Origin of the sequence: Microcoleus sp. AR_TQ3_B6 (assembly GCF_036702785.1) — a bacterium.
Lineage (GTDB): Bacteria > Cyanobacteriota > Cyanobacteriia > Cyanobacteriales > Microcoleaceae > Microcoleus.
In genome coordinates this window covers 1-21,946 of sequence record NZ_JAUBVJ010000114.1, presented here as the reverse complement: position 1 = coordinate 21,946, position 21,946 = coordinate 1, and the positions used below count along the sequence as shown (strand labels likewise).

Here is a 21,946-nt window from a genome sequence, read left to right as displayed (position 1 = left end):
CAAAGATTTTTAGATTTACCTCACGAGAGCGATCGAATTAATTTGGTTCCCATTAATTACTTATTGGTTGACCACTTATTGCCGTGTTGGTCAAAGTTTATCAAGATCCATCGACCGCAGTCAATGGGCGTGTATTAATCTGTTTATGGTCAGCCTAATCAGGGAGCGAAGAGCAATTCCATTATACTGGTCATTGTTGCGAAAATTGGAAAGCAGCAACTTCGACTGACGGAGTGACAACAGAGTCAAAATCCTGATAAAATCAAGGACATAGCTCTCAAACCCCTCTGAAAAAATTGCAGCTTGTTACGTCTAATTCTCATTAATTCAGCAATTATTTCTTGGCAAAACTCCATTCCAACCACCCAAGATTGACCATATAATCCAATCCAAAAACTGCTATGACGGCGATGCGAACGCTTGCATTCAGTCAAGCGTCCCGTATATTTTTGAATTCCCATTTGCTTAATTTTTTGCCCTTGGAGAACAGCACAACTGTAAGCAATAGCAATGACTAAGATTAAGTTTTTTAGCCTCTCATTGTTAGCGTGACTCTTCTCTAAATTGTAACCACCTGTCTTACAGTCCTTGAACATAGCTTCAATACCGCTGCGACATTTAAAAGCAGCAATTGCTGGCTTCAATCCCCCTAAATTAGTCAGCAGATACCAACCTTGATCATCAACTTTTCCTCGATATTTACGTCGCCAATAACCGGCAACATCAAAAGAACCAAACCCTTTTTGTTTGGTCACATTAACTCCGGTTAGATAAAAGCTACTTCCTGGCAGTAATCCTACCTCAGATAAGTGGACATAATCGGCTTCTTCTGATTGGATATAACGCTCCTGTTTAATTCTAAGAACAAACTTTACTTGCTGCTCACACAGCCAAGACGCCAGCTTGACGCTCCCAAATTCAGGCGTCGCCTAAGATAATTATTTCATCATCTTTAAGCAATTCTTTTACCGGGCTAATTAGAGCTTGCTGCTCCGCGATATTACTGCTACCCCTTTTGTTTAAGAGTTGCCAGTATAAAGGGATACCTCGCTTGTCCCAAATCAGACTAATTACAAAAACGTTTTTGGATCGCCACTGTGTGCGATCGATAGCTACCTTTAACGATTTATGATTTTTAAATTTTTCCTTCAATATTTCTTGAACGATAGGGAACCACAGGCGTTCTATTTGCAGGCAATCCAATTTGAAAAATCTTGTGTTTGCTGCGCCTGCGGCTTTCAAATTGAATCGGATAAGGCATTAAAGAAGCTAGCAATTCCAGGCTGACTTGTTTATGGCAAGCAAGCAGATATACCAAAATCTTTAGAGTCAGATATTCGGTGGCTTTTAGTTGTTGTTGTAGGTGGATTTGGTAAAATGAAGGAAACATATTTAACAGATGGGGCTTTTTCAGAATCACGACCCCATCTTTTTTTACCACAAAACGTCCCAAAGCTCCACAGGGAAAGCTTTCGACGGGGTTGTCACCCCGTCACCAACTTCGACGAACTCTCCTGCAAATCTACAGCCTGTTTTACGATTATTTTCCCAATATAAAGTTATCGTTTTAAGAGACCGTGAATTTTGTTCAATCGACTTGGCAAACTGGCTGAAAGAAAAGGGTGTGTATTTTTGTTTGAGACTGAAGAGGAATGATTGTATAGAAATAGAACATTTAGTTTGGCAACGGTTAGATGAATTAGGAATAGTACCCAGAACCTCTTTATATTTTCAAGGTAAAAGAGTAAGAAAAACTCAGCCTGCTACTGGATTTGATGTTGCTTGTAAATGGAAAAGAAACTATGCGGCATGTCAGGTTGATGAAGCGTGGTTTATTCTCACAAACTTAGGCTCGTTGGGAGCAGCGCTCAATGCTTATAAGCAGCGGATGGGAATTGAAAAAATGTTCCGAGATTGTAAAACATTCGGCTACGATCTTGAAGGAACAAGCCTCAAACCAAACAGACTTATTAACATGATTCTGCTCATGACACTTGCGTATAGTTCAGCAATATTTCAAGGTACGCTCACTGAAGAAAAAGCAGGTACAAGAATATGTATATCGTCGCAAAGAACCCAAGAAAAGATATGGCAGACGGAGTACATTTGGTGTTGGTTTAGATGGAGAAAAGTGGGTTAATTATCTAGAACAATATTCTTTGGAGATGGAACAGTTAATAAAGTTAACGAGAGCATCCCGCTTTTATCAACAAGGTATGCGGACTGCAACTCTTATACAGTCTATCTCGTAGACCTCTTTGTCACCCCCCCAAGGTTTCTATTTCTTGTTCGCTAACTCTATTCCTTTGAGCCATATTTTTGAGTTCGCTTTCTAATAATTCTGACAAAATCTTTTTTTTCAACCTCTGTGTATAAGTTCTAGTTTTTTTAACAAATTCTAAGTCTTCACTAAATTTTTTTGGGCAACCTTCACACCTCATTGGACGGCGATTTACTTGTAAATATACTTTTTGCTCTCCAAACGGCAAATCGCTCACTACATAATAATGATTTTGATGGAGTTTATCAGTTTTCTTCCCACAGTCGGGGCCAATGGCTTTTTTGTTGTTATTATCTAAGTAGGGGTTGCTGAATAATTGATCGCATATTACGTGGTCTGGGTTAAGAGATCGCGCGATCAAGAGTAAAGTGCAAGAAAAACAGGTAAAATAGGTCAAACGCCGTGCATCACCACCTGCGATCCGGTACAAAAAAGCTGAGCTTGCCCCAAGTCGCCCATCCGAGTTTGAACTGCCTTTCGGAGGAAGGTTGTCTGCTGACAACCGTTGGGTAAAAATGGCCCAAATAATCCCGTGGGATGAATTTGAATCAGAATATGCGGCCAACTTCCCCGCAGAGAAGGGTACACCCGCCAAATCGTTTAGGATGGCATTGGGGGCATTAATTATTAAAGAAAAGTTAGGAATTAGCGATCGTCCAAGAGTAGAACAAATCCGGGAAAACCCCTATCTACAATACTTTATCGGTCAATCAAACTACAGCAATGAACTCGCATTTGACCCATCTCTATTAGTACACTTTCGAGGGGCATATTAGTCCCAACCTAATTAATAAAGTTAACGAACGCATGGTTGAAAAAATGCGATAAATCCCACCAGTAAAACCAGAAAAAAAAAGGATTTGGACGCCAAAAATGAGTCACCCAATCGCGGAAAACTAATCATAGATGCAACCTGTGCTCCAGCCGATATTAGTTATCCGACCGACTTAGGACTATTAAACCGAGCCAGAGTTCACACCGAAAAAATCCTAGATATCCTGTATAAACAGCTCAAAAATAAAATCCCGAAAAAACCAAGAACCTACCGTAATCTCGCCCGAAAAGATTACTTATTAATAGCCAAACAAAGAAGACCATCCCGCAACAAAAAAAGACAGGCAATTAAAAAACAACTTCAATATATCAAAACAAACCTCGCTCATATTGAACAGCTAAGCTGTTCATCATGTAAATTTTTGATGCTATCTAAGCCAGTCAAGGATTTCAACCTCAGAAATAGCCATTTTAAATGCGCAACAGCTTAATCGAGTCAGGTGCGACCCTCGAACGGCTGAACAAAAAGCAATATAAAACCAGGCTAGTCCTCACAGAAGTTTCTCGCCAACAGCAATGGTTATTTGACAATAATAAACAGAGCATTGAGGATAGAATAGTAAGTTTAAGTCAACCCCATATTCGTTCTATAGTCAGAGGAAAAGCGTAGAGTTTGGAGCAAAACTATCAGCCAGTTGTTTTGAAGGATATGTATTTTTAGACCGGATGAGCTGGGATAACTTTAACGAATCAGGGGACTTGAAAGCACAAGTAGAAGCTTATTATAGATTCACAGGGTATTATCCAGAGTCAGTTCATGCAGATCGCATTTATCGAACAAGAGAAAACCGAGCTTGGTGTCATGAAAAAGGCATTAGAATCAGTGGACTACCCCTAGGAAGACCCCCAGGAAATGTGAGTAAAGAAAGAAAGAAGCAAGCTGCATATGATGAAAGAATTAGAAATGCAATTGAGGGCAAGTTTGGGGAAGGAAAACGTAGATTTAGTCTGGCTCGCATCATGACAAAACTTGAGAACACTTCACGGACAGCTATTGCTATTACTTTTTTAGTCATCAACCTTTCTACCTGGTGGCGTCGGGTTTTTTGTGGGTTTTTATGCCCTTGGGGGAAAACAATCCCTGTTTTTGGGATTAACATAATTTGCGCTTATATTTCACTCAAAGTGAGGCAGGAAAAACTCATCTTTAACTCGCCTTGAATAGATCGATCGCTCCTGTTATTAGTTTGCGATGGATTATTCAGCAAACCCTAAGTAAATCGTGATTCCTATATTTTCAATAATCTGATAATTTTTGACAGTCACTCCCTCAATATTAAGGAGTTTGGTCATTAGATGAAGTTGAGGATTGTCAGCCCTAAGTATAATTTTTATTTTAATTTATGTAAAATCTAACTTTATTTAATCACAAAAATACCTGTAAGTCAATATCTACTTGCTTTCCCAGCACCTAATTTATATAGTTTATAGTTAATTTTTATAAAAATTATTAACTTTTTTACATAGGGTTTGCTGAATAAGTTAAAAAAAATCGCGATCGCAATTGATGGATGATTCAAGCTCGGCGAAACATAACTTTTTGTTTTCTCTAACTTGCCCACTTATAGCTTTTGATAATGACTGACCCATAAACAGGTGTGATTTTCGGTTTGTGACATAAAAACACACAAAAAACCCGTCTTAACCAGGTAGAAAGGTTCATTACTAAAAAAATAATAGCAATGGCTGTACCAGAAGTATTATCAAGTTTAGCCATTACTCGATTCAAGCTAAATCTTCTTTTCCGCAAGTCCCAAATTTACCCTCAATTGCCTGACGAGTCCTCTCATCTTCCCAGGCTTGCTTTTTTGTTTCTTTACTAATAGTTGCTGGTGGTCTTCCTAACGGAGGCCCACTGATTCTAATTCCTCTTTCTTTACACCATGCTCGGTTTTCTCTGGTTCGATAAATGCGAGCTGCGTGGACTGATTCACCGATAGTATCCTGTAAAGACATAATAGGCTTCTACTTGTGCTTTTAAGTCTCCTGATTCGTTAAAGTTATTCCAACTTACCCGGTCTAAAAATACATATCCCTCAAAGCAACTAGCTGACAGTTTGGCTCCAAACTCTACTGGTTTTCCTGCTTTGCCTCTCACAATGGGACGGATGTGCGGTTGACTTAAACTTACTATTCTATCCTCTATACTCTGTTTATTATTTTCCAATAACCAGCACTGTTGGCGATAAACTTCTGTTAGAACTAGCCTGGTTTTATATTGTTTTTTGCTCAGACTTTGTAGGGTAGCACCTGATTCAACTAGCTGTTCAATATGAGAAGCGTTTCTTTTAATATATTGCAGTTGTTTTTTCAGGGCATTGATTTTTTTATTTCGGGTGGGTCGTCGTTGCGCAAGCTACTGCTAAGTAGTCTTTTCTCGCGAGGTTTCGGTAGGTTCTGGGTTTTTTCTTGATTTGTCCTTTGAGAGATTGATAGAGGATGTCAATGATTTTTTCGGTATGAACTCGGGCAAGGTTTAATAGTCCTAAGTCCGTCGGATAGCTAATGTCGGCTGGAGCGCAGGTCGCATCTATGATTAATTTTCCTTGATTGAGTGACTCATTTTTGGCGACCGAATCCTTTTTTTTTTCGGGCGGGCTTGGGGTAGTTTCCCAGATTTTTTTGACCATTCTTTCATTGACTTTATTAACTAACTCGGCACTAATTCGTTGCCGGAAGTGGACTAATAGCGATGGGTCAAATGGGAGTTCATTACTATAGGTTGATTGACCAATAAAGTATTGCAGGTAGGGGTTTTCACGGATTTTTTCTACTGTCTCTCTGTCGCTAATTCCGAGTTTCTCTTTGATAATTAATGCCCCCAACGCTATCCTAAATGACTTGGCAGGCGCGCCCATTTCTGTTGGGAAATTGGCAGCATAAGCTTCTTCAAATTCCGCCCAAGGAATTAGTTGGGCCATCTTGACCCAACGGTTATCTTCTGCTAACTTGCATCCGTTGGGGAGTTCAAAGTCAAGGGGTTCGCTGGGAACAGACTCAGCTTTTCTGTACATGGTCAGGGATGATGATGCACGGGTTTTAAGCTATTTTACCTGTTTTTCTTGCACCCTTACTACCTTTTTTGGTCGGCAAATCCATATAGTGTTTACTTGAACCACTGATTCAGCAAGCCCTACATACTAGGTTCGGTAGAACCAAAACTTCCTGATGTTACATAAGCTAACGGCGCTAAGTCAAAAGCTAGGTGTCGGCATGGGTTTGTTAATTGGCAATTTGGTTTGGCTGCTGACTGACCAAATTTTGCCGATGGGTGTGGGTTTGTTGGTCGGAGTGTGGGTGGCAAGCTATCTGGGGCCGACACAATTTGGCTTGCTCAATTACGCGATCGGCCTTGTGTCGCTGTTTGCTTCCGTGGCAACGATGGGATTGAATACTCTTGTGGTGCGGGATATTGCTTGCGAGCCCGAATGCCAGGAATAAACTCTAGGGACTGCTTTTATCCTACAAGTGGCAGGGGGAATCATTATTTTACTGCTGGCGGTGACAGCGATTGCGGTAGTGAATCTCAAGGAGAGTTTGACTCTCTGGTTGGTGAGGATCGTCGCAGCCGGAACTATGTTTCAATCCTGTCAAACAATAAACTTTTGGTTTCACTCCCAAGTTCAATCTCAGTATACCGCTGTTGCTAAAAACTCCGTATCTTTACTGGTTGCAGGAATCCGCACCGGATTGATTCTTGTCCAAGCACGGGTGATTGCTTTTGCTTGGGTGACTTTGGCAGAGGTGGCTTTGGCGGGATTGGCGATCGCACTTGTCTATCAAAACAGGGGCAATAATTTCAAGTTGTGGCGAGTCAGTTGGCAGCGAGGCAAACAACTGCTTCAGGAAAGCCGGCCACTGGTGCTGTCTAGCTTGGCGATTTTCATCTATTCCAAAATCTATATGATTATGCTCGGTTCTGTAGATAAAACTGAGTTAGGATATGACGCAGATGCAGTTAAACTGTCGGAAATTTGCGATTTCTGGGCACTGATTATCATATGTAGCCCAAACTGGCACAGTTAATAGAAACAAATTATGCCGAATATCTAAAAAAGTTTCAGATTTACTCGATACTATGTTATTTTTGTGGTTGGGAGTAGCACTGCCCATTTCTCTGCTAGCTCGTTTCATCGTCTAGACTCTTTACGGCGAGGAATATGCAGCTTCAGCTAGGCTGCTATCAATCTACGTCTGGGTTCAATTTGGCAACAACTTCGGGATAGCTATAAATACCTATTTTGCTATCGAAGCTCAACTGCGATACAATCTTTATTTGACGGTATCAGGCTAAATTTTTCCTATAGTATTGAACTCTCTACTGATTTCTCAATATGGAGCCTTGGGAGCAACAGTGTCAACTTTAATAACTTATTCTTATGTAAGTATTTTAGTATATTTTTACATAAAATAATTAAAATATTTCGGAAGTTTAATTCTTGGCTCGTTGAATTTATACAAAGTAGCTTCTCGGCTGCTCAGAGCGATCGAGTTATTGCAATTTAACCAAACCTCCGGTACCGCTCGCATGGTTCCGATGTTGGCTAGGTACTCAAACCAATGAAAAAATTCTCAACTAGAACAGCGAGAAGTTTTTCAATAAATGTTTAATTTTGGGTAAAATTTATGATAGTATATCATAAGAAGCCTGGTTGTTAATTCCTTCTTGATGGCTCAAAAAACATATTTATTTGTTGTTATAAGGACTCAAAACTTTCTGATGTTAGAGAAGCTAACTGTGGCCAGTCAAAAACTCGGGCCTGGTCTCCGTCAAGTACTCGCGAATCTGGCGTGGTTGTTCACTGACCAAATTTTGCAAATGGGTCTGGGTTTGGTGGTAGGTCTTTGGGTAGCCCGCTATCTGGGGCCCGTTCAATTTGGCTTGCTCAACTACGCGATCGCCTTTGTGTCGGTCTTTAGTTCGGTAGCGTCAATGGGCTTGGGCAGCATCATCATCCGCGATATCGCTCGCAATCCTGAATGCAAAAACGAAACGCTGGGGACTGCCTTCGGCCTGCAATTTACTGGCGGCTGCATCACTCTGGTGTTAACTGTCGCAGTGATTTCGCTATCCAAACCTGACGACAGCCTGACTCGCTGGCTGGTGGGCATCATCGCCGCCGGAACTATCTTTCAGGCTTTTGAGGGGATCAATTTTTGGTTCCAGTCCCAAATGCAGTCAAAATATATAGTCCTGGCGAAGAATTCGGTATGTTTTTTGGTTGCCGGAGTCAGAATTGGATTGGTGTTGATTAAGGCACCGCTGCTTGCCTTCGCCTGCATGAGATTGGCAGAGGTGGCGATCGTAGGAATAGCTTCTGTATATTTTTATCGCCTTACAGGAAATAAGATTCAGGATTGGCAATTCAGTTGGGACAGGTGCAAGGAACTGCTGCGGGAGAGTTGGCCGATACTTTTGTCTGGATTGGCTGTTTATTTGTACTCGAAAACCGATCAGCTTATGCTGGGTGCGATGAATAAAAATGTTGAACTGGGATATTATGCGGCGGCTGTTAAAATATCGGAAATCTGCGATTTCTTGCCGATGATAATATCTTCCTCTGTTTTTCCCAAATTAGCGAATTTGAGAGAGAGAAATTATGCAGAATATCTAAATAAATTTCAAATTTATTGTGATACGATGATGATTTTCTGGTTGGGAGTGGCAATCCCGATTTCCTTACTTTCTCCGTGGATAGTGCACCTACTTTACGGTGAAAAGTATGCTAATTCAGCAGCGGTACTGGCAATCTATGTTTGGGCGCAATTTGGGAGTAACTTTGGAGTAGCGCGGAACACCTATTTTACGATCGAGGGTCAGTTGCGCTACAGTCTTTACTTGACTGTAATCGGCTCGATTTTAAATGTGGGGTTAAACTGGTGGCTCATTCCTAAGTATGGAGCTTTTGGTGCTACTGCGGCCACTCTAATTACTTATTTTTACGTAATTATTTTAGTCAATTTCTTAATTAAGGAATTGCGGCCTTTTGGACGATTAATCTGGCGTTCTCTTAACTTATACCAGGCAGCTTATAGAATCAGAGGATTAATAAAATGATTGAAATTAAACCAAACATTCAGCATAAATCTAATTGCCCCTATTCGGGTCAGCCACTCACACCGATCAGGGTATTCTGGCCCGGAATGCAAATTTGTGTAATTTCTAAGTGCAGTGACTGCAATTGCGAATTCATCGAAGGGTTGAGAGTGGCTCACTCGGTTCATAGTCCCTACCAAATTGATTTAGCAAAAAAAGTAATTTGGTCTAACGAAAACAATAAAGAATGGTTTGTTAAACCCCTTTTAGAAGCTCTCCAAAATCCCGAAAATGAAGAGCTAGAAATTCAGAAAGAGGTTTTCCGGGAGTGTCGGCGCATCATCGTCTTAAACTGTATTGATTATCTTTATGGACACTGCTTTTTAAAGCTGCTGAATGCCCAAAGGCATTTAGATTCTGATTCCGATTGTGGCTTAGTCGTCATAGTACCAAAGTTTCTAAGATGGATGGTTCCCGAGGGAGTATCAGAAGTATGGACAGTCAATATATCCCTACATAAAGGTTCATGCTATTATCCCAGCTTTGAGAATTTTGTTGCCGAACAATTTCGCCGTTATGATGAAATTTATATAAGTAAAGCACATTCCCATCCAAGCCAATTCGACATCACAAGATTTACTAGAGTTCCCAAACATAATTTTGAGCAAAAAGAATTTAAAATCAGCTTTGTCTGGCGTGAAGATCGGATATGGTGCAACAGTTTACTTTTCCGAATTCTTAGAAAAGTCAAAATGTTGTATCTGGGAAGCGCCATCCAAAATTGGAAAGTGCGGAGGTTATTTGAAAAAATGCGTAAGCGGCTTCCTGAAGCCAAATTTGCTGTTGTAGGTCTAGGGAAAACAAGTAAATTTCCTGAATGGATTGAAGACCATAGAGTTGATAAGTTTGATGCTAAAACGGAAATAGAAATGTGTAAAGTTTACGCGACGAGCCGTCTAGTAATTGGTTTGCATGGATCTAATATGCTGCTGCCTTCTGGCCATGCCGGCATGACACTTGATTTGATAGATAAGCGGTGGGGTAACTTTGCTCAAGACATCCTTTACCAAGAAACTGATCCCCGGCTGGCTACTTTCCGGTATCGATTTCTGCCAGTTCAGATGAGTATTTCAGTGCTAGCCAACATCGCTGCTTGGATGATGCTGAGTTACTGTGAGTTTAAATCGCAAATGACTGCTGATGTTGTTGATTTAGTTCCTGGAGAAGAGTAGATAAGAGGAAGTGAATAAATCTTAAGGCCCCCTTGTGGATTGAGATTGTCAACTTTACCTTTTTCTGGTATAGTTAAGCTAACACGCATTGAATTTTCCAAGCCGCGTCCTGTACTACAAAATTTTCCAGCCCTAACAAAGTGCTATTGAGCTGCGTGCTCAATTACCCCTGCTAAAAGTTTTACAGTAAAATCTTACTGAGGAGAAGCGATGGAGTCTCTCAAAGCAAAGTTGGTTCGCAAATGGTTACAATTAGCTAATCATAGACACGAGCAAAAGATACAGAAAAAAGTTGCCATTTCTCAAACTTCCGAACCAAGCTCAATTTACACAGACAGCCCCAAACTTTCAATCATTGTACAATTTTTTAATAAAAAGCCTAATATTAACAGTATCATCAATGCACTCAGGTTAACCTCTGCTGAAGAACTGATAGTTATTGATGATGGCTCTAGCGATGGTTCTTACGAAGAGTGGATGAAATACCTTAACAGGCGCAATGACTTTCTCCTGCGCTGTAATGACTTGTTCGAGGTGAGGACCTACGATCGAGCGATCAGGATGGCGAAAGGCGAATTTGTTTGTTTGCTTCAAGATGATGATATCCCTCCCGGCAATAATGCTTGGGTAGAGCAAGCACTCGCTTTGTTTGAAGCTTTACCAGATTTACTAATATTAGGTGGTAGAGAAGGTATAGATTTCTTAATGCCTGAGGCAGTGATTCCGAATCAAGAACCAACCTATAGTAGGATTGGAGACATAGGGAATTGGCCTGGACTTTTTAAGCACAGGATGTATCCCACACCTCACTACATAGAAGCCAAATCTGGTGTACCATTTATGTTTACTACCTCTGTGAATAGAGCCCCAACATTTTTGAGAAGAAAGCAGTTTTTGGAAATAGGAGGTATTAATCAAGATTACGCTCCTTTTCAGTTTGACGACGACGAGGTGAGTGTGAGAGCTTGGTTAGCTGGATACCAGGTAGGATTATATTCCTGCCCGTTTGTGAGATATGTTGGTACTGGCGGCATGAGAATTTTTAATAGTGAAAGGGTGAAAAAACAATCAATTATTAATGGCAGAAGATTTTACGATGCCTATGGTTCGATTATTAGCAGTGGCGAGCTACAAAATAGGATAGATGTCGCTAACCAGCAATTAATCAATCCCCCCAATAAAAACTAAATTATAAGGATCTGGTATACATAAGTCAAATTACAAACTATATAAGTAGAGTTTAAGAAATGTCGAATTACCAAATCCAAACCCCCGTTGCATTTATTATTTTTAAACGCCCCGAAGAAACCCAAAAGGTGTTTGCAGAAATTCGCAAGGTAAAACCGCCTAAGCTGTTAGTCGTTGCTGATGGCCCCCGTGCAGATAGACCAGGGGAAGACCAAGAGTGTGCTCAGGTTCGTGCGATTATTGACCGAGTAGATTGGGACTGCGAAGTTTTGAAAAATTACGCTGACGTAAACCTCGGCTGTCGGCGGCGGGTTTCTAGTGGTATAAATTGGGTGTTTGATACGGTTGAAGAGGCAATTATTATTGAGGATGACTGTCTGCCTCATCCTACATTTTTCCGTTTCGCTGAGGAATTGCTCGAACGCTACCGAGACGATCGGCGGATCATGTCAATCTCCGGTCAAAATGTTCAGTTCGGGCGAAAAAGAACTGATTACAGCTACTACTTTTCTCGCTACAATCACTGCTGGAGCTGGGCAAGTTGGAGGCGAGCTTGGCAGCACTATGATTTAGACATGAAGCTGTGGCCGGAAATTCGCGATGGTAATTTTTTGGCTGATGTACTGGGAGACTCGCACGCTGTAAAAGTTTGGACAAAGACCTTTCAGCTTTGTTATGAGGGGAAAATAGATACTTGGGATTTCCAGTGGGCTTTTGCTAGCTTTATTCAAAATGGTATGAATATTCTGGCGAATGTTAATTTAGCTTCTAACATCGGACACGGTACGGGAGGAACCCACACGGGGGATGCCAGCAGTCCCTACAATAATATGCCAGCAGAAGTTCTAACATTTCCGCTGAAACACCCGCCTTTTGCAATTAGGGATACGCAAGCAGATAATTTTACTCAAAATACTTTGTATGATTACGATCCGCCCCTGCTGAAGAAAGTGCAAAATAAAATCCAGAAACTGTTGAAAAAAAACAAGTAAAATCCGAGATAACTCAAGAGGATAGGCAGGGAAATGAAGGTTGTACTTATCAATACTTCTGATATTGAAGGCGGTGCAGCCCGCGCCGCTTATAGACTGCACCAAGGTTTGCAGGGAATTGGCGTGTCTTCGCAAATGCTGGTGCAAAATAAGAAAAGTGGCGAGCCGAACGTAATCTTGTCACAGAATGGTATTGCGAATAAGTTTGATAAGATTATTTCAACTATATCAAACTCGCCATTGCGACTTTACCCTGAGAGAAATCGTGGTATATTTTCTCCACAATGGCTGCCGGACTCCCTGGCTGCTAGAGTTGCCAAAATTCAACCAAATATTATTAACCTGCACTGGGTTTGTGGGGGTTATATGCAAGTAGAAACTGTTCCGAAGTTTAATAAACCCCTAGTCTGGACGCTCCACGATATGTGGCCTTTTACAGGTGGATGCCACTACAGCGAAGAGTGCGATCGCTACACTAAATCTTGCGGTAGCTGCCCGCAACTGCACAGCACCAAAGAGTCGGATCTGTCGCGGTGGGTGTGGCAGCGGAAAGCTAAAGGTTGGAAAAATATTGACCTAACTTTGGTTAGCCCTAGTGCTTGGTTGGCTAAATGCGCTAATTCTAGTTCTTTATTCAAAGATTTTCGAGTTGAAGTAATTCCTAATGGCATCAATACTCAAAAGTACAAACCCATAAATCGTCACTGGGCGCGAGAAATCCTGAATTTACCTCAAGATAAACAAATTGTACTCTTTGGAGGTGCAGGTGGAACTGGCGATCGCTGGAAAGGGTTTAATCTGCTAGTATCCGCTTTGCAAAGCCTGAGCAAGTCGGGCTGGAAAGATCGGATAGAGCTGCTAGTTTTTGGTTCTTCTCAACCGGAAAATGCCGTTGAACTGGGTTTTAAAGCTCACTATTTGGGTAATCTAGCAGATGATATTTCCCTAGCAACAGTTTATGCAGCAGCAGATGTCTTCGTCGCCCCTTCTGTTTACGATAATTTGCCCAACACGGTCATGGAAGCTGGAGCCTGCGGCATCCCCAGCGTCGCATTCAAGATCGGGGGACTGCCGGATATGATCGAACACTGTTCAAATGGCTATTTAGCTAAACCTTATGAAACAGAAGACTTAGCAAGAGGTATTGCATGGGTACTCGAAGATCCGGAGCGGCACCAAAAACTATGCGCCAGGGCCCGTCAAAAAGTGGAACAAGAATTTACCTTAGACATACAAGCTAGGCGCTATTTGTCTCTTTTTTCCCAACTCGCCAGCGCTTCAAACAGCACCGCCCCTTAAACCAACCGTTTCCGCTGCTCTGGCGTAGCAAAAAAATTAGACTTTCTAAATTGTCCGTTTTCTTTAACAAACACCATGTCTACTTGAGCTAAAGCTCCGTCGAGGGGACGGATGTAACCCCCAAAAATATCGTAGGTGGCGAATCCGCGCTCTTTCATATAACTGACGATATCGTATAATTGTGGCCCGCCGACAAAGAATTCAAACAGGGATACTTCCAGAATGATTATTTCTGTATCCTCCAGCACCTGCCGAGAGCCGTCTAAAACATTAAGCTCAGCGCCCTGCACGTCTACCTTCAATAAATAAGGCCCTTTTAAGTTTCTTTCCCGGCACAAATCATCAAGGACAACCAGAGGAATTTCCCTGGGAACACCGTCGGCAACACTACCCTCTGACTCCTTGAGAGTAGAAGAGCCGTAAAGTTGAGGGTGAACATTAATCGTAATCTTTCCCGCTTGAGCGCCGGCACCAGCCATGATATACTGAGCTTTGTATTTTTGACAAATTTCTTTTAAATTTTTCTCGTATTCGATTAAAGGCTCTACCAGCAAAAAATTGGTTTGGGGAAATTTTTCGTACAATTCAAAAGTCCCGTAAGCAACCCCAACATCTATAACGGTTTCTGGTTGAAAACCCAACTTGATAAACTGATCGAGTACGCCGTACATAGATGTTCTCATGCCTTGACGCGGGATATCGAATCCCAAAGGCTTAAGTATTGTATACGCTATTTTTTTGAGTGATTGCCTCATATTTTTTTCCAGACTACAATAATATTGAATGAAACTATTATAGACTGATGAAACCACACAGCACTATAGCAACAATCATAACTTGCCATAACCGCAAGCAAAAGACCTTAGCTAGTCTCGCGGCGCTATTCAATCAGGTGCTGCCTGCAGATGTCTTGCTGGTGGCGTACTTAGTAGACGATGCCAGCACTGACGGTACGGCCGAAGCTGTCCAGGAGACTTATCCGCAAGTTAAATTGCTGCGCGGAGATGGGAACCTGTTTTGGAATGGAGGAATGCGGCAAGGATTTGCTGAAGCCATAAAGCAAAATTATGACTACTACCTCTGGCTCAACGATGACACTGTACTGGAACAGGAAGCCTTGAACACAATGCTGGCAACGTCCCGCTGCTTAGCTGAGCAAGGCAACACGCGAGCTATTGCAGTGGGTTCTACTCGTGACTCGGAAACTGGGGCGCTGACTTATGGAGGCTGGTTGCGGACTAGCTGGTGGCATCCTTTGCACTTTCGCCTCGTGGAACCGAGCGAGGAAGCTCAGCCTTGCCATACTATGAACGGTAACTGCGTTTTGATACCGCGAGCAGTAGTTGAAGTAGTGGGAAACCTAGACCCCGCATTCATCCACAGCATGGGAGATATCGACTACGGTTTGCGAGCGGTGCAACAAAATTGTACACTTTGGGTGGTTCCTGGATACGTGGCCACCTGCTCGACCAACCCGCCTGATGGTAACTGTTGGGAAGACCCGAACATGAGTTTGGTCGATCGATTTAAAAAGGTACTGCAACCCAAGGGTTTTGGGCCAAAAGAGTCGAAAGTGCTGGTACAGCGGCACACGAATATCTTGTGGCCGATATATTGGCTGTTACCTTATTTGAGGTTGATTTTGATCTCGCTCCGCGGAGGATCTGTAGGCTATCGCGGCTGATAGTATTTTTGCAAGCACAGGAAATGGGGAAGGTTTTTGGCGATACCGCCGGCTTTCTTGTCGTCGCTACAACTAAAGGTAAACAGCATGGATGAACTCCGCATCGCTTGGCTTGTCCCGGAAGTGGGTTTGGGAGCCTATTGGCAGCCTGTTTTGAGAGAATTTACGAAAGTGTTTAACAACACTGTGTTTTACACCGGCGGTGTCTGGCCGGGATTCGATCCGACAATCCCTGGATCGTCGGCAATTCAGCTAGTAGGAAAGACGAGTTTTGTCCAAACGACAAAGATAAATACAGGCTACGATCGCGGGTTTATTGTAGTCTCACCAGCCATTATTGGCTATCTGCTGGAATTTCGACCTCATGTCGTATTTCCCCAAGCTTTCTCTTTGTGGACTGTAATTGTGGCTTTGTTAAAACCACTGATGGGATGGAAAATTGCGATTATTTATGATGGCAGTTCCCCGAATACAGACTTTAGAGATTCCAGTTTCCGGACATTTGTTCGCCGCATACTGGTGCGGTTTGCCGATGCTTTTGTTTCTAACAGTAATGCTGGTAAACAATATCTGATAGAAGCGCTTAACGTACCGGAGCAAAAAATTTTTACTAGGACCTATCTTGTTCCAGATGCGGGAGCTTTAATGACACGGTTGGATCAAACTAAGCTGCCAAATTTACAGTTAAAAAGCCCAATTTTTTTGTATGTAGGGCGGCTCACAGCTAGAAAGGGAATTAAGACGCTTTTACAAGCTTGCGCTATTCTTAAAAGTCAAGGGTATGCTGATTATTCGCTGTTGATTGTTGGTAAGGGAGATCAGCGGGAGGAACTGGAAGCTTTTATTAAAGAGCGCAATTTTGAAGAGCAGGTAACTTGGGCAGGATGGGTAGAATATGGAAATTTAGGTGCTTATTTTCAGCAAGCTGATATTTTTGTGTTTCCTACTTTTGAGGATGTCTGGGGTATGGTTGTACCCGAAGCGATGGTGTTGGGAAAACCAGTATTGTGTTCAAATGGTGCAGCTTCCTGTGAGTTAATTAGGTCAGGCGAGAACGGTTATATTTTCGACCCTAGCAGTGCTCAAGAGTTAGCGGAGAAAATGCAAATTTTTCTAGATCATCCTGATTTGATTGAGTCGATGGGAGAGCGTTCACGACAGATAATTTCTCAAAAAACTCCGGAAACAGCAGCTAAAGCTTACGTCGAAGTTACATCTTTTTTGATGGAGAATAGGTGAAGCAAGTTCGGTAACAGATTTTTTAAATGATTTAAGGGAGGGATGGAAGAGGCAAGAGGGAAAAATTACCAATTAGCAATTAGCAATTACCACTTAGTCATGAAAGTTTTATTATCTGCGTTTGCTTGCGAACCGAATCTCGGCTCCGAAGAGGGAGTAGGATGGAATACTGTTATCCAATCTGCTAAACATCACGAAAGTTGGGTATTTACTCGCAAGTTTTGTCGATCGTACATTGAAGCAGAACTAGAGCAGAACCCAGTGCCTAACCTGCACTTTGTTTATTTCGATCCCTTTGGGTGGAGCGAAGATTGGAAGGGGAGACAAGGATTGCTGCAACTTCACTACTATCTGTGGCAAATCTGGGCTTATTTTATCGCTCGGAAGCTCGATCGCGAAATCGGTTTTGACATAGTACATCACGTAACTTATGTCAAGTATTGGTCTCCAAGTTTCCTGGCGCTGTTGCCGCATCCTTTTATTTGGGGGCCTGTGGGGGGTGCAGAAGCAGCACCAAAGCCTTTTTGGCAAGATTTTAGTCGCCGCGGCAAAATTTACGAAACACTGCGAGCATTGGCTCAAAGCGTAGGAGAACGCGATCCGTTTGTGGGGCTGACGGCGCGCCGCAGTGCCGTGGCGCTGGCAACTACGGAAGAAACCGCAGCCAGACTGCGATTTCTCAAAGCAAAAAACGTGAAGATTTTCTCGCAAGTCGGTTTGTCACAGCAAGAAATTCAAGAACTCGAGCAATTTCCCACCCCGCCGGAGCAACCAATTAGATTCATCAGTGTCGGTCGTCTCTTACACTGGAAAGGGGTCCACTTGGGACTCCGCGCATTTGCGGAGGCGAAGCTGGAACAATCGGAATACTGGATTGTGGGAGACGGCCCGGAAAGGCAGCGTTTGGAAGCTTTGGCAAGAGAATTGGGACTGGCAAATAAAGTATTTTTTTGGGGAACTTTATCTCGCACTGAAACTCTTTCTAAAATGGGGGAGTCTCACGTTCTCCTCCATCCAAGTTTGCATGACTCTGGCGGTTTTGTCTGTACGGAAATGATGGGGGTTGGCCGTCCGACGATTTGTTTGGATTTGGGCGGGCCGGCTACTCAAGTGACGGCCGAAACGGGCATTATAGTGGCTGCTACGGAACCGGACTGCGCTGTGCAAGGTCTAGCAGAAGCTATAGTGTGTTTAGCCCAGGATCGGGAATTGCGATCGCGCTTGGGTCGAGCGGGTCAAACGCGCGTCCGGGAAATATATGATTGGAATATCAAAGGTAAATTCTTTGCCCAATTGTGCGAAGATATAGTCTATAGAAAATCAGAGTAACTTCTGATTTGTAGGATCGCACAAAACAAAGAAAACTATATTTTTTTAGGCGGTGAAACGTGGGCGTTGCAATCATTACGGGCTCGGCGGGTTTAATTGGCTCTGAGGCGTGTAAGTTCTTTGCCAAACAAGGCTTAGATATAGTTGGCATCGACAATAATATGCGCGAGTTTTTTTTTGGTGCTGATGGTTCTACAAACTGGAACCGCCAACTGCTCGAAAACTCTTTGGGTACCAAGTATAATCACTTAGCTGTGGACATTCGCGACTATGAAGCCATTATCAAGATTTTTCAGCGGTACGGGGAGTCGGTCGAGTTAGTAATTCACACAGCAGCCCAACCGAGCCACGATTGGGCTGCCCGCGATCCTCACATAGATTTTACCGTCAACGCTAACGGTACTCTCAATCTTTTAGAAGCAACTCGCTTGTACAGTCCTAAAGCGGTTTTCATTTTCACTTCTACAAATAAAGTATACGGCGATACACCCAACAAATTGCCTTTAATTGAATTAGAACACAGGTGGGAAATTGAACCAGGCCATACTTACGAAACCGGCATTAGGGAAGATATGTCAATCGACCACTGCCTGCACAGTTTGTTTGGTGCTTCTAAGGTAGCGGCTGACGTTTTAGTTCAAGAATACGGCCGATATTTTAATATGAACACCGCTTGTTTTCGTGGTGGCTGCCTGACAGGACCCAATCACTCGGGAGCTCAATTGCACGGCTTCCTCGCTTACTTGATGAAGTGCGCGGTGACGGGAACTCCTTACACGGTGTTTGGCTACAAAGGCAAGCAAGTCCGCGATAACATTCATAGCGCTGATTTAATTTCGGCATTTTATGAATTTTATAAAGCTCCCAGAAGCGCCCAAGTTTATAATACAGGAGGAGGCAGGTACAGCAACTGTTCGATGTTAGAAGCTATCCAGATGTCGGAGGAAATTGCGGCACGCAAATTTAATTGGACTTATGCTGAAGGGAATCGCATTGGCGATCACATTTGGTGGATTAGCGACAATTCAAAATTTTCCAGTCACTATCCTGACTGGAAAATGAAATATAATGTTAAACAAATCCTAAAGGAGATTTATGAGTGTAACCGCGAGCGTTGGCTTCAAGAAAGCTCAGATAATTGAGCAGGACAAAAAGAATGTGCTGGGAATTGGAGTAAACGATTGAATACAACGTTAAACAAATCTTACAGGAGATTTATGAGTGTAACAGCGAGCGTTGGCTTAAAGGGGTGTCCCATGATTGATAAAGGGAAAAAGAATGTACTTGGCATATTAGTTAATGCCGTTAATTATGAAGCGGCTGTTAGCAAAATTCTGGCGGCAGCCAGCGCCGGAAAACCAATGTCAGTTTCGGCTTTAGCTGTTCACGGGGTAATGACTGGAGTTCTAGACAGCACTCACCGCTATCGTCTCAATCACATTGACTTAGTATTGCCAGACGGACAGCCGGTCAGGTGGGCGTTAAATTTGCTCTACCATACGAAATTGCCCGATCCAGTCGGCGGGCCGAAGACGATGTTACAAATCTGTGAACGTGCTGCAGAAGAAGGATTATCTATCTATTTGTATGGCTCTAAAGCTTCTGTACTGGAGGCTTTATCTCGCAATCTCTGCAAGCGTTTTCCCAAGTTAATTATTGCTGGAACTCAGCCTTCTAAATTTAGGCAGGTTTCGCCCCAAGAGAAACAAGAAATTGTGCAGCAAATCCGCAACAGCGGTGCAGCAATTACTTTTGTCGGTCTGGGATGTCCGCGACAAGAAGTCTGGGCTTACGAATACCGGGACGACTTATCAATGCCGCTGATTGCTGTAGGCGCTGCTTACGATTTTCATTCGGGTAATTTGGCTAAAGCTCCTGAGTTTTTATCTAAAATAGGTTTGGAATGGCTGTTTCGGATGATTAAGGAACCCAAGCGCCTTTGGAAGCGGTATGTTTTTTTGAATCCGCTTTATATCTGGCTGTTTTTGCTGCAAGCTTTGAAAATCAAACAGTTCGACCCCACAGACGCCACGCCGCCTGTAGAAGAAGTATTGTATGGTTGAAATTTCCAGAGCTGTGGAGAATTTTCAGTTTTCACTAATAAATAGCCAAAAGCCAAAAGTAGAAGTAATAATTAATTATTTTGGCTTTCGACTTTAAACTTTTGACGATGGGAATCTAGAATTAATGGGTTGTTTTCTATAATTTCTGTTTTGCTTGCTTTGTAAGTTACTGTCTAGGTAACAGAGGAAGTGTCAGCCTTCCTTGTTGTATCATTTGGATGGCTCGCTATCGAAAGCCAGCGCACTCCCAGCCTAAAGTTATGGTGGCGAGGTTTCCTATTTTGTCAGAGTTGATTTCTGGGAGAGAGGATTGGCTTTCGTGTTGATTTATTCCTGGATTGACTTGGATTTCGCCATTGGGTTCAATGTTTCTATTTTGGGAAATTGGGCGACTAGGATTAGTGGGATTTACCGCTAAGAGCATTAAGTCTCAAGAACTGGAACAGCTCAGCAAAGCCACGAGGTTTTTGTTCGCGATAAATTTCCAGTAGACGTGCAAGATTTGAGTTTAACAGATCGATGGATTTGAGGCGATCGCATAAAAGTTCACTTTTTATTTGAGATTGCTTGTTTGTATTGAAAGTCCGCCTGCGCAGGCTTTCAAGTTTGGGAAGGAGTCTAGTCTAAATTCAGGCTATTTTATGTTTGTGGGAAAATTTAAAATATTCGAGCCTCTCGACCGCGCAGCTCTAACCTTGATGGTATTGCTGATTTTGGCGATCGGTTTTTGCTCTCCTGGGCGATCGATCTTTACCGAAAGTGTGTGATAAAAGCTTGCAAAACAAACAAGTAGGCGCGAGAGATACTGCTTTTATCCTGACTTTCAGCCACCCACATAGGGGAAGCCCAGAAGCAAATCTGCAGGTCGAGCCGCCTTTGCATGGAAAAATTAGTGAGTCCCGGCGGCGGCTGGTATATACTATGATAGCGCCTCCTCTGTACGTGAAGCGCAGCTATCCCGCTCTTAATCGCACTGTAAGGATTCAGGTCTAAATTGGAGGAATTAAAGATGGTTCTTGCATATCTGGATTAACCATCGCTTTTATAGCTTGCTCAAAAAAATCAATTACAGAACGTCCTTGACGACGACAAGTTTATACAACCGTTAATAAATTGGCAGTATGTTTAAACCGCTCCATTGAACGGGAACCGCCACTAACCTTTCTTTTTGTTACGGATAGCCGGAGTGTTCGCTCTGCTAAGTTATTGTCTGGAGGTACCTCTGGATGGTCTAAAAAATACCACCCGGAGATCTGTTTTATTTCGTAGCGAGCGTCAAAGCTTACTGGCTTCTCCCCCTGCCAGTGCCATCCACTTATACCATTTTCCTAAACTCCTGCTACAGATAAACTCTCTAATCTGAATGGATATCCCGTCAAAGAAGCAATCACTTCGTTAGTCAGCTTTTTTAACTCTTTTTGCAAGGTCTCTCTCAATTCTTCTATCCCATCAAATCTCAACCATTTCAATTGTTCCTTGATATACCCCCACAGCCTTTCTATTGGATTCACTTCCGGACTATAAGCCGGTTGAAACAATAAAATTACGTTTTCGGATATATTTAAGTTCAAGGAATTATGAAATCCTCCATTGTCTAGTTGGATGATATGTAAATCATCCGGATAAGCAGCGGCAAATAGCTCTAAAAACTTCTCAAAGCATACTGGGGGGGTGACAACCAGCCCAAAACCCATACTTAGTAAGGATTGAGCCAACTTATGGTAAAAAAAGATAGGCAGCAGAATTGTTACACGCTTGCCTATCCAAA

The 21,946-nt window shown here is 42.6% G+C and carries 18 protein-coding genes and 3 pseudogenes; 14 read left to right on the top strand and 7 right to left on the bottom strand.

The features are described from left to right. Positions 1-245: 245 nt before the first annotated feature. A complete protein-coding gene (locus QUB56_RS32930; RefSeq protein ID WP_332960558.1) occupies positions 246-857 on the bottom strand; it encodes a hypothetical protein in 612 nt (203 codons plus the stop codon). Between the two features lie 278 nt (positions 858-1,135). Beyond that, entirely contained in the window at positions 1,136-1,441 is a 306-nt protein-coding gene (locus tag QUB56_RS32925) for a hypothetical protein (RefSeq protein ID WP_332960559.1), read from the bottom strand. Here QUB56_RS32925 and QUB56_RS32920 point away from each other — a divergent pair. Beyond that, a complete protein-coding gene (locus QUB56_RS32920) occupies positions 1,400-2,140 on the top strand; it encodes a transposase (protein WP_332960557.1) in 741 nt (246 codons plus the stop codon). The two genes, QUB56_RS32925 and QUB56_RS32920, sit on opposite strands and share 42 nt — an antisense overlap. Before the next feature lie 121 nt (positions 2,141-2,261). Here the strand turns inward: QUB56_RS32920 and QUB56_RS32915 are convergent, their stop codons facing one another. Next, complete coding sequence (locus tag QUB56_RS32915) at positions 2,262-2,711, bottom strand: transposase family protein (protein WP_332960556.1); 450 nt, start codon at positions 2,709-2,711, stop codon at positions 2,262-2,264. Here QUB56_RS32915 and QUB56_RS32910 point away from each other — a divergent pair. After that, positions 2,701-4,276 (top strand): annotated as a pseudogene (locus QUB56_RS32910) (IS5 family transposase). The gene QUB56_RS32915 and the pseudogene QUB56_RS32910 overlap by 11 nt on opposite strands. Before the next feature lie 388 nt (positions 4,277-4,664). On the opposite strand, the pseudogene QUB56_RS32905 reads toward QUB56_RS32910, so the two are convergent. After that, a pseudogene (locus QUB56_RS32905) lies at positions 4,665-6,129 on the bottom strand (IS5 family transposase). Between the two features lie 154 nt (positions 6,130-6,283). Here QUB56_RS32905 and QUB56_RS32900 point away from each other — a divergent pair. From QUB56_RS32900 to QUB56_RS32870, 7 genes are all read left to right on the top strand, one after another. Continuing rightward, a complete protein-coding gene (locus QUB56_RS32900; RefSeq protein ID WP_332960555.1) occupies positions 6,284-6,556 on the top strand; it encodes an oligosaccharide flippase family protein in 273 nt (90 codons plus the stop codon). A gap of 60 nt (positions 6,557-6,616) precedes the next feature. Further along, entirely contained in the window at positions 6,617-7,141 is a 525-nt protein-coding gene (locus QUB56_RS32895; RefSeq protein ID WP_332960554.1) for a hypothetical protein, read from the top strand. A 694-nt stretch (positions 7,142-7,835) separates the two neighbouring features. Continuing rightward, complete coding sequence (locus QUB56_RS32890) at positions 7,836-9,173, top strand: flippase (protein ID WP_332960553.1); 1,338 nt, start codon at positions 7,836-7,838, stop codon at positions 9,171-9,173. Continuing rightward, on the top strand, positions 9,170-10,384 hold the full coding sequence (locus QUB56_RS32885; protein ID WP_332960552.1) for a hypothetical protein: 1,215 nt from the start codon (positions 9,170-9,172) through the stop codon (positions 10,382-10,384). Before QUB56_RS32890 ends, QUB56_RS32885 begins: the two co-directional genes overlap by 4 nt. A 210-nt stretch (positions 10,385-10,594) precedes the next feature. Then, entirely contained in the window at positions 10,595-11,572 is a 978-nt protein-coding gene (locus tag QUB56_RS32880; RefSeq protein ID WP_332960551.1) for a glycosyltransferase family 2 protein, read from the top strand. Positions 11,573-11,631: 59 nt separating this feature from the next. Further along, on the top strand, positions 11,632-12,564 hold the full coding sequence (locus QUB56_RS32875) for a glycosyltransferase family 2 protein (RefSeq protein ID WP_332960550.1): 933 nt from the start codon (positions 11,632-11,634) through the stop codon (positions 12,562-12,564). A gap of 33 nt (positions 12,565-12,597) precedes the next feature. Continuing rightward, a complete protein-coding gene (locus QUB56_RS32870) occupies positions 12,598-13,863 on the top strand; it encodes a glycosyltransferase family 4 protein (protein ID WP_332960549.1) in 1,266 nt (421 codons plus the stop codon). Here the strand turns inward: QUB56_RS32870 and QUB56_RS32865 are convergent. Next, on the bottom strand, positions 13,860-14,618 hold the full coding sequence (locus QUB56_RS32865) for an FkbM family methyltransferase (RefSeq protein WP_332960548.1): 759 nt from the start codon (positions 14,616-14,618) through the stop codon (positions 13,860-13,862). The genes QUB56_RS32870 and QUB56_RS32865 overlap by 4 nt on opposite strands. A 47-nt stretch (positions 14,619-14,665) precedes the next feature. Between QUB56_RS32865 and QUB56_RS32860 the strand changes: the two genes are divergently transcribed. The 5 genes from QUB56_RS32860 (at position 14,666) to QUB56_RS32840 (ending at position 20,178) form a co-directional block, all read left to right on the top strand. After that, entirely contained in the window at positions 14,666-15,547 is an 882-nt protein-coding gene (locus QUB56_RS32860; protein WP_332960547.1) for a glycosyltransferase family 2 protein, read from the top strand. A gap of 87 nt (positions 15,548-15,634) precedes the next feature. Then, positions 15,635-16,786 (top strand): glycosyltransferase family 4 protein, encoded by a 1,152-nt coding sequence (locus QUB56_RS32855; RefSeq protein WP_332960546.1) that lies wholly within the window; start codon positions 15,635-15,637, stop codon positions 16,784-16,786. Between the two features lie 42 nt (positions 16,787-16,828). Beyond that, positions 16,829-18,115 (top strand): glycosyltransferase family 4 protein, encoded by a 1,287-nt coding sequence (locus QUB56_RS32850; protein ID WP_332960545.1) that lies wholly within the window; start codon positions 16,829-16,831, stop codon positions 18,113-18,115. Positions 18,116-18,174: 59 nt separating this feature from the next. Beyond that, on the top strand, positions 18,175-19,257 hold the full coding sequence (locus QUB56_RS32845) for an NAD-dependent epimerase/dehydratase family protein (protein WP_332960544.1): 1,083 nt from the start codon (positions 18,175-18,177) through the stop codon (positions 19,255-19,257). Between the two features lie 75 nt (positions 19,258-19,332). After that, entirely contained in the window at positions 19,333-20,178 is an 846-nt protein-coding gene (locus tag QUB56_RS32840) for a WecB/TagA/CpsF family glycosyltransferase (RefSeq protein ID WP_332960543.1), read from the top strand. A 989-nt stretch (positions 20,179-21,167) separates the two neighbouring features. Here the strand turns inward: QUB56_RS32840 and QUB56_RS32835 are convergent. Together QUB56_RS32835 and QUB56_RS32830 are read right to left on the bottom strand one after the other, a co-directional pair. After that, positions 21,168-21,495 (bottom strand): annotated as a pseudogene (locus tag QUB56_RS32835) (IS66 family transposase); the annotation flags it as partial. Positions 21,496-21,506: 11 nt separating this feature from the next. Beyond that, positions 21,507-21,946, bottom strand: a 440-nt coding sequence (locus QUB56_RS32830) for a transposase (protein WP_332960542.1), incomplete at its 5' end; no start/stop codon positions are given.

Bases quoted from the DNA above. Each gene is read 5' to 3' on its own strand.
- QUB56_RS32920 (WP_332960557.1), top strand. From the start codon at position 1,400: ATGGGGCTTTTTCAGAATCACGACCCCATCTTTTTTTACCACAAAACG.
- QUB56_RS32900 (WP_332960555.1), top strand. From the start codon at position 6,284: ATGTTACATAAGCTAACGGCGCTAAGTCAAAAGCTAGGTGTCGGCATG.
- QUB56_RS32890 (WP_332960553.1), top strand. From the start codon at position 7,836: ATGTTAGAGAAGCTAACTGTGGCCAGTCAAAAACTCGGGCCTGGTCTC.
- QUB56_RS32885 (WP_332960552.1), top strand. From the start codon at position 9,170: ATGATTGAAATTAAACCAAACATTCAGCATAAATCTAATTGCCCCTAT.
- QUB56_RS32880 (WP_332960551.1), top strand. From the start codon at position 10,595: ATGGAGTCTCTCAAAGCAAAGTTGGTTCGCAAATGGTTACAATTAGCT.
- QUB56_RS32875 (WP_332960550.1), top strand. From the start codon at position 11,632: ATGTCGAATTACCAAATCCAAACCCCCGTTGCATTTATTATTTTTAAA.
- QUB56_RS32870 (WP_332960549.1), top strand. From the start codon at position 12,598: ATGAAGGTTGTACTTATCAATACTTCTGATATTGAAGGCGGTGCAGCC.
- QUB56_RS32865 (WP_332960548.1), bottom strand. From the start codon at position 14,618: ATGAGGCAATCACTCAAAAAAATAGCGTATACAATACTTAAGCCTTTG.
- QUB56_RS32860 (WP_332960547.1), top strand. From the start codon at position 14,666: ATGAAACCACACAGCACTATAGCAACAATCATAACTTGCCATAACCGC.
- QUB56_RS32855 (WP_332960546.1), top strand. From the start codon at position 15,635: ATGGATGAACTCCGCATCGCTTGGCTTGTCCCGGAAGTGGGTTTGGGA.
- QUB56_RS32850 (WP_332960545.1), top strand. From the start codon at position 16,829: ATGGAAGAGGCAAGAGGGAAAAATTACCAATTAGCAATTAGCAATTAC.
- QUB56_RS32840 (WP_332960543.1), top strand. From the start codon at position 19,333: ATGAGTGTAACAGCGAGCGTTGGCTTAAAGGGGTGTCCCATGATTGAT.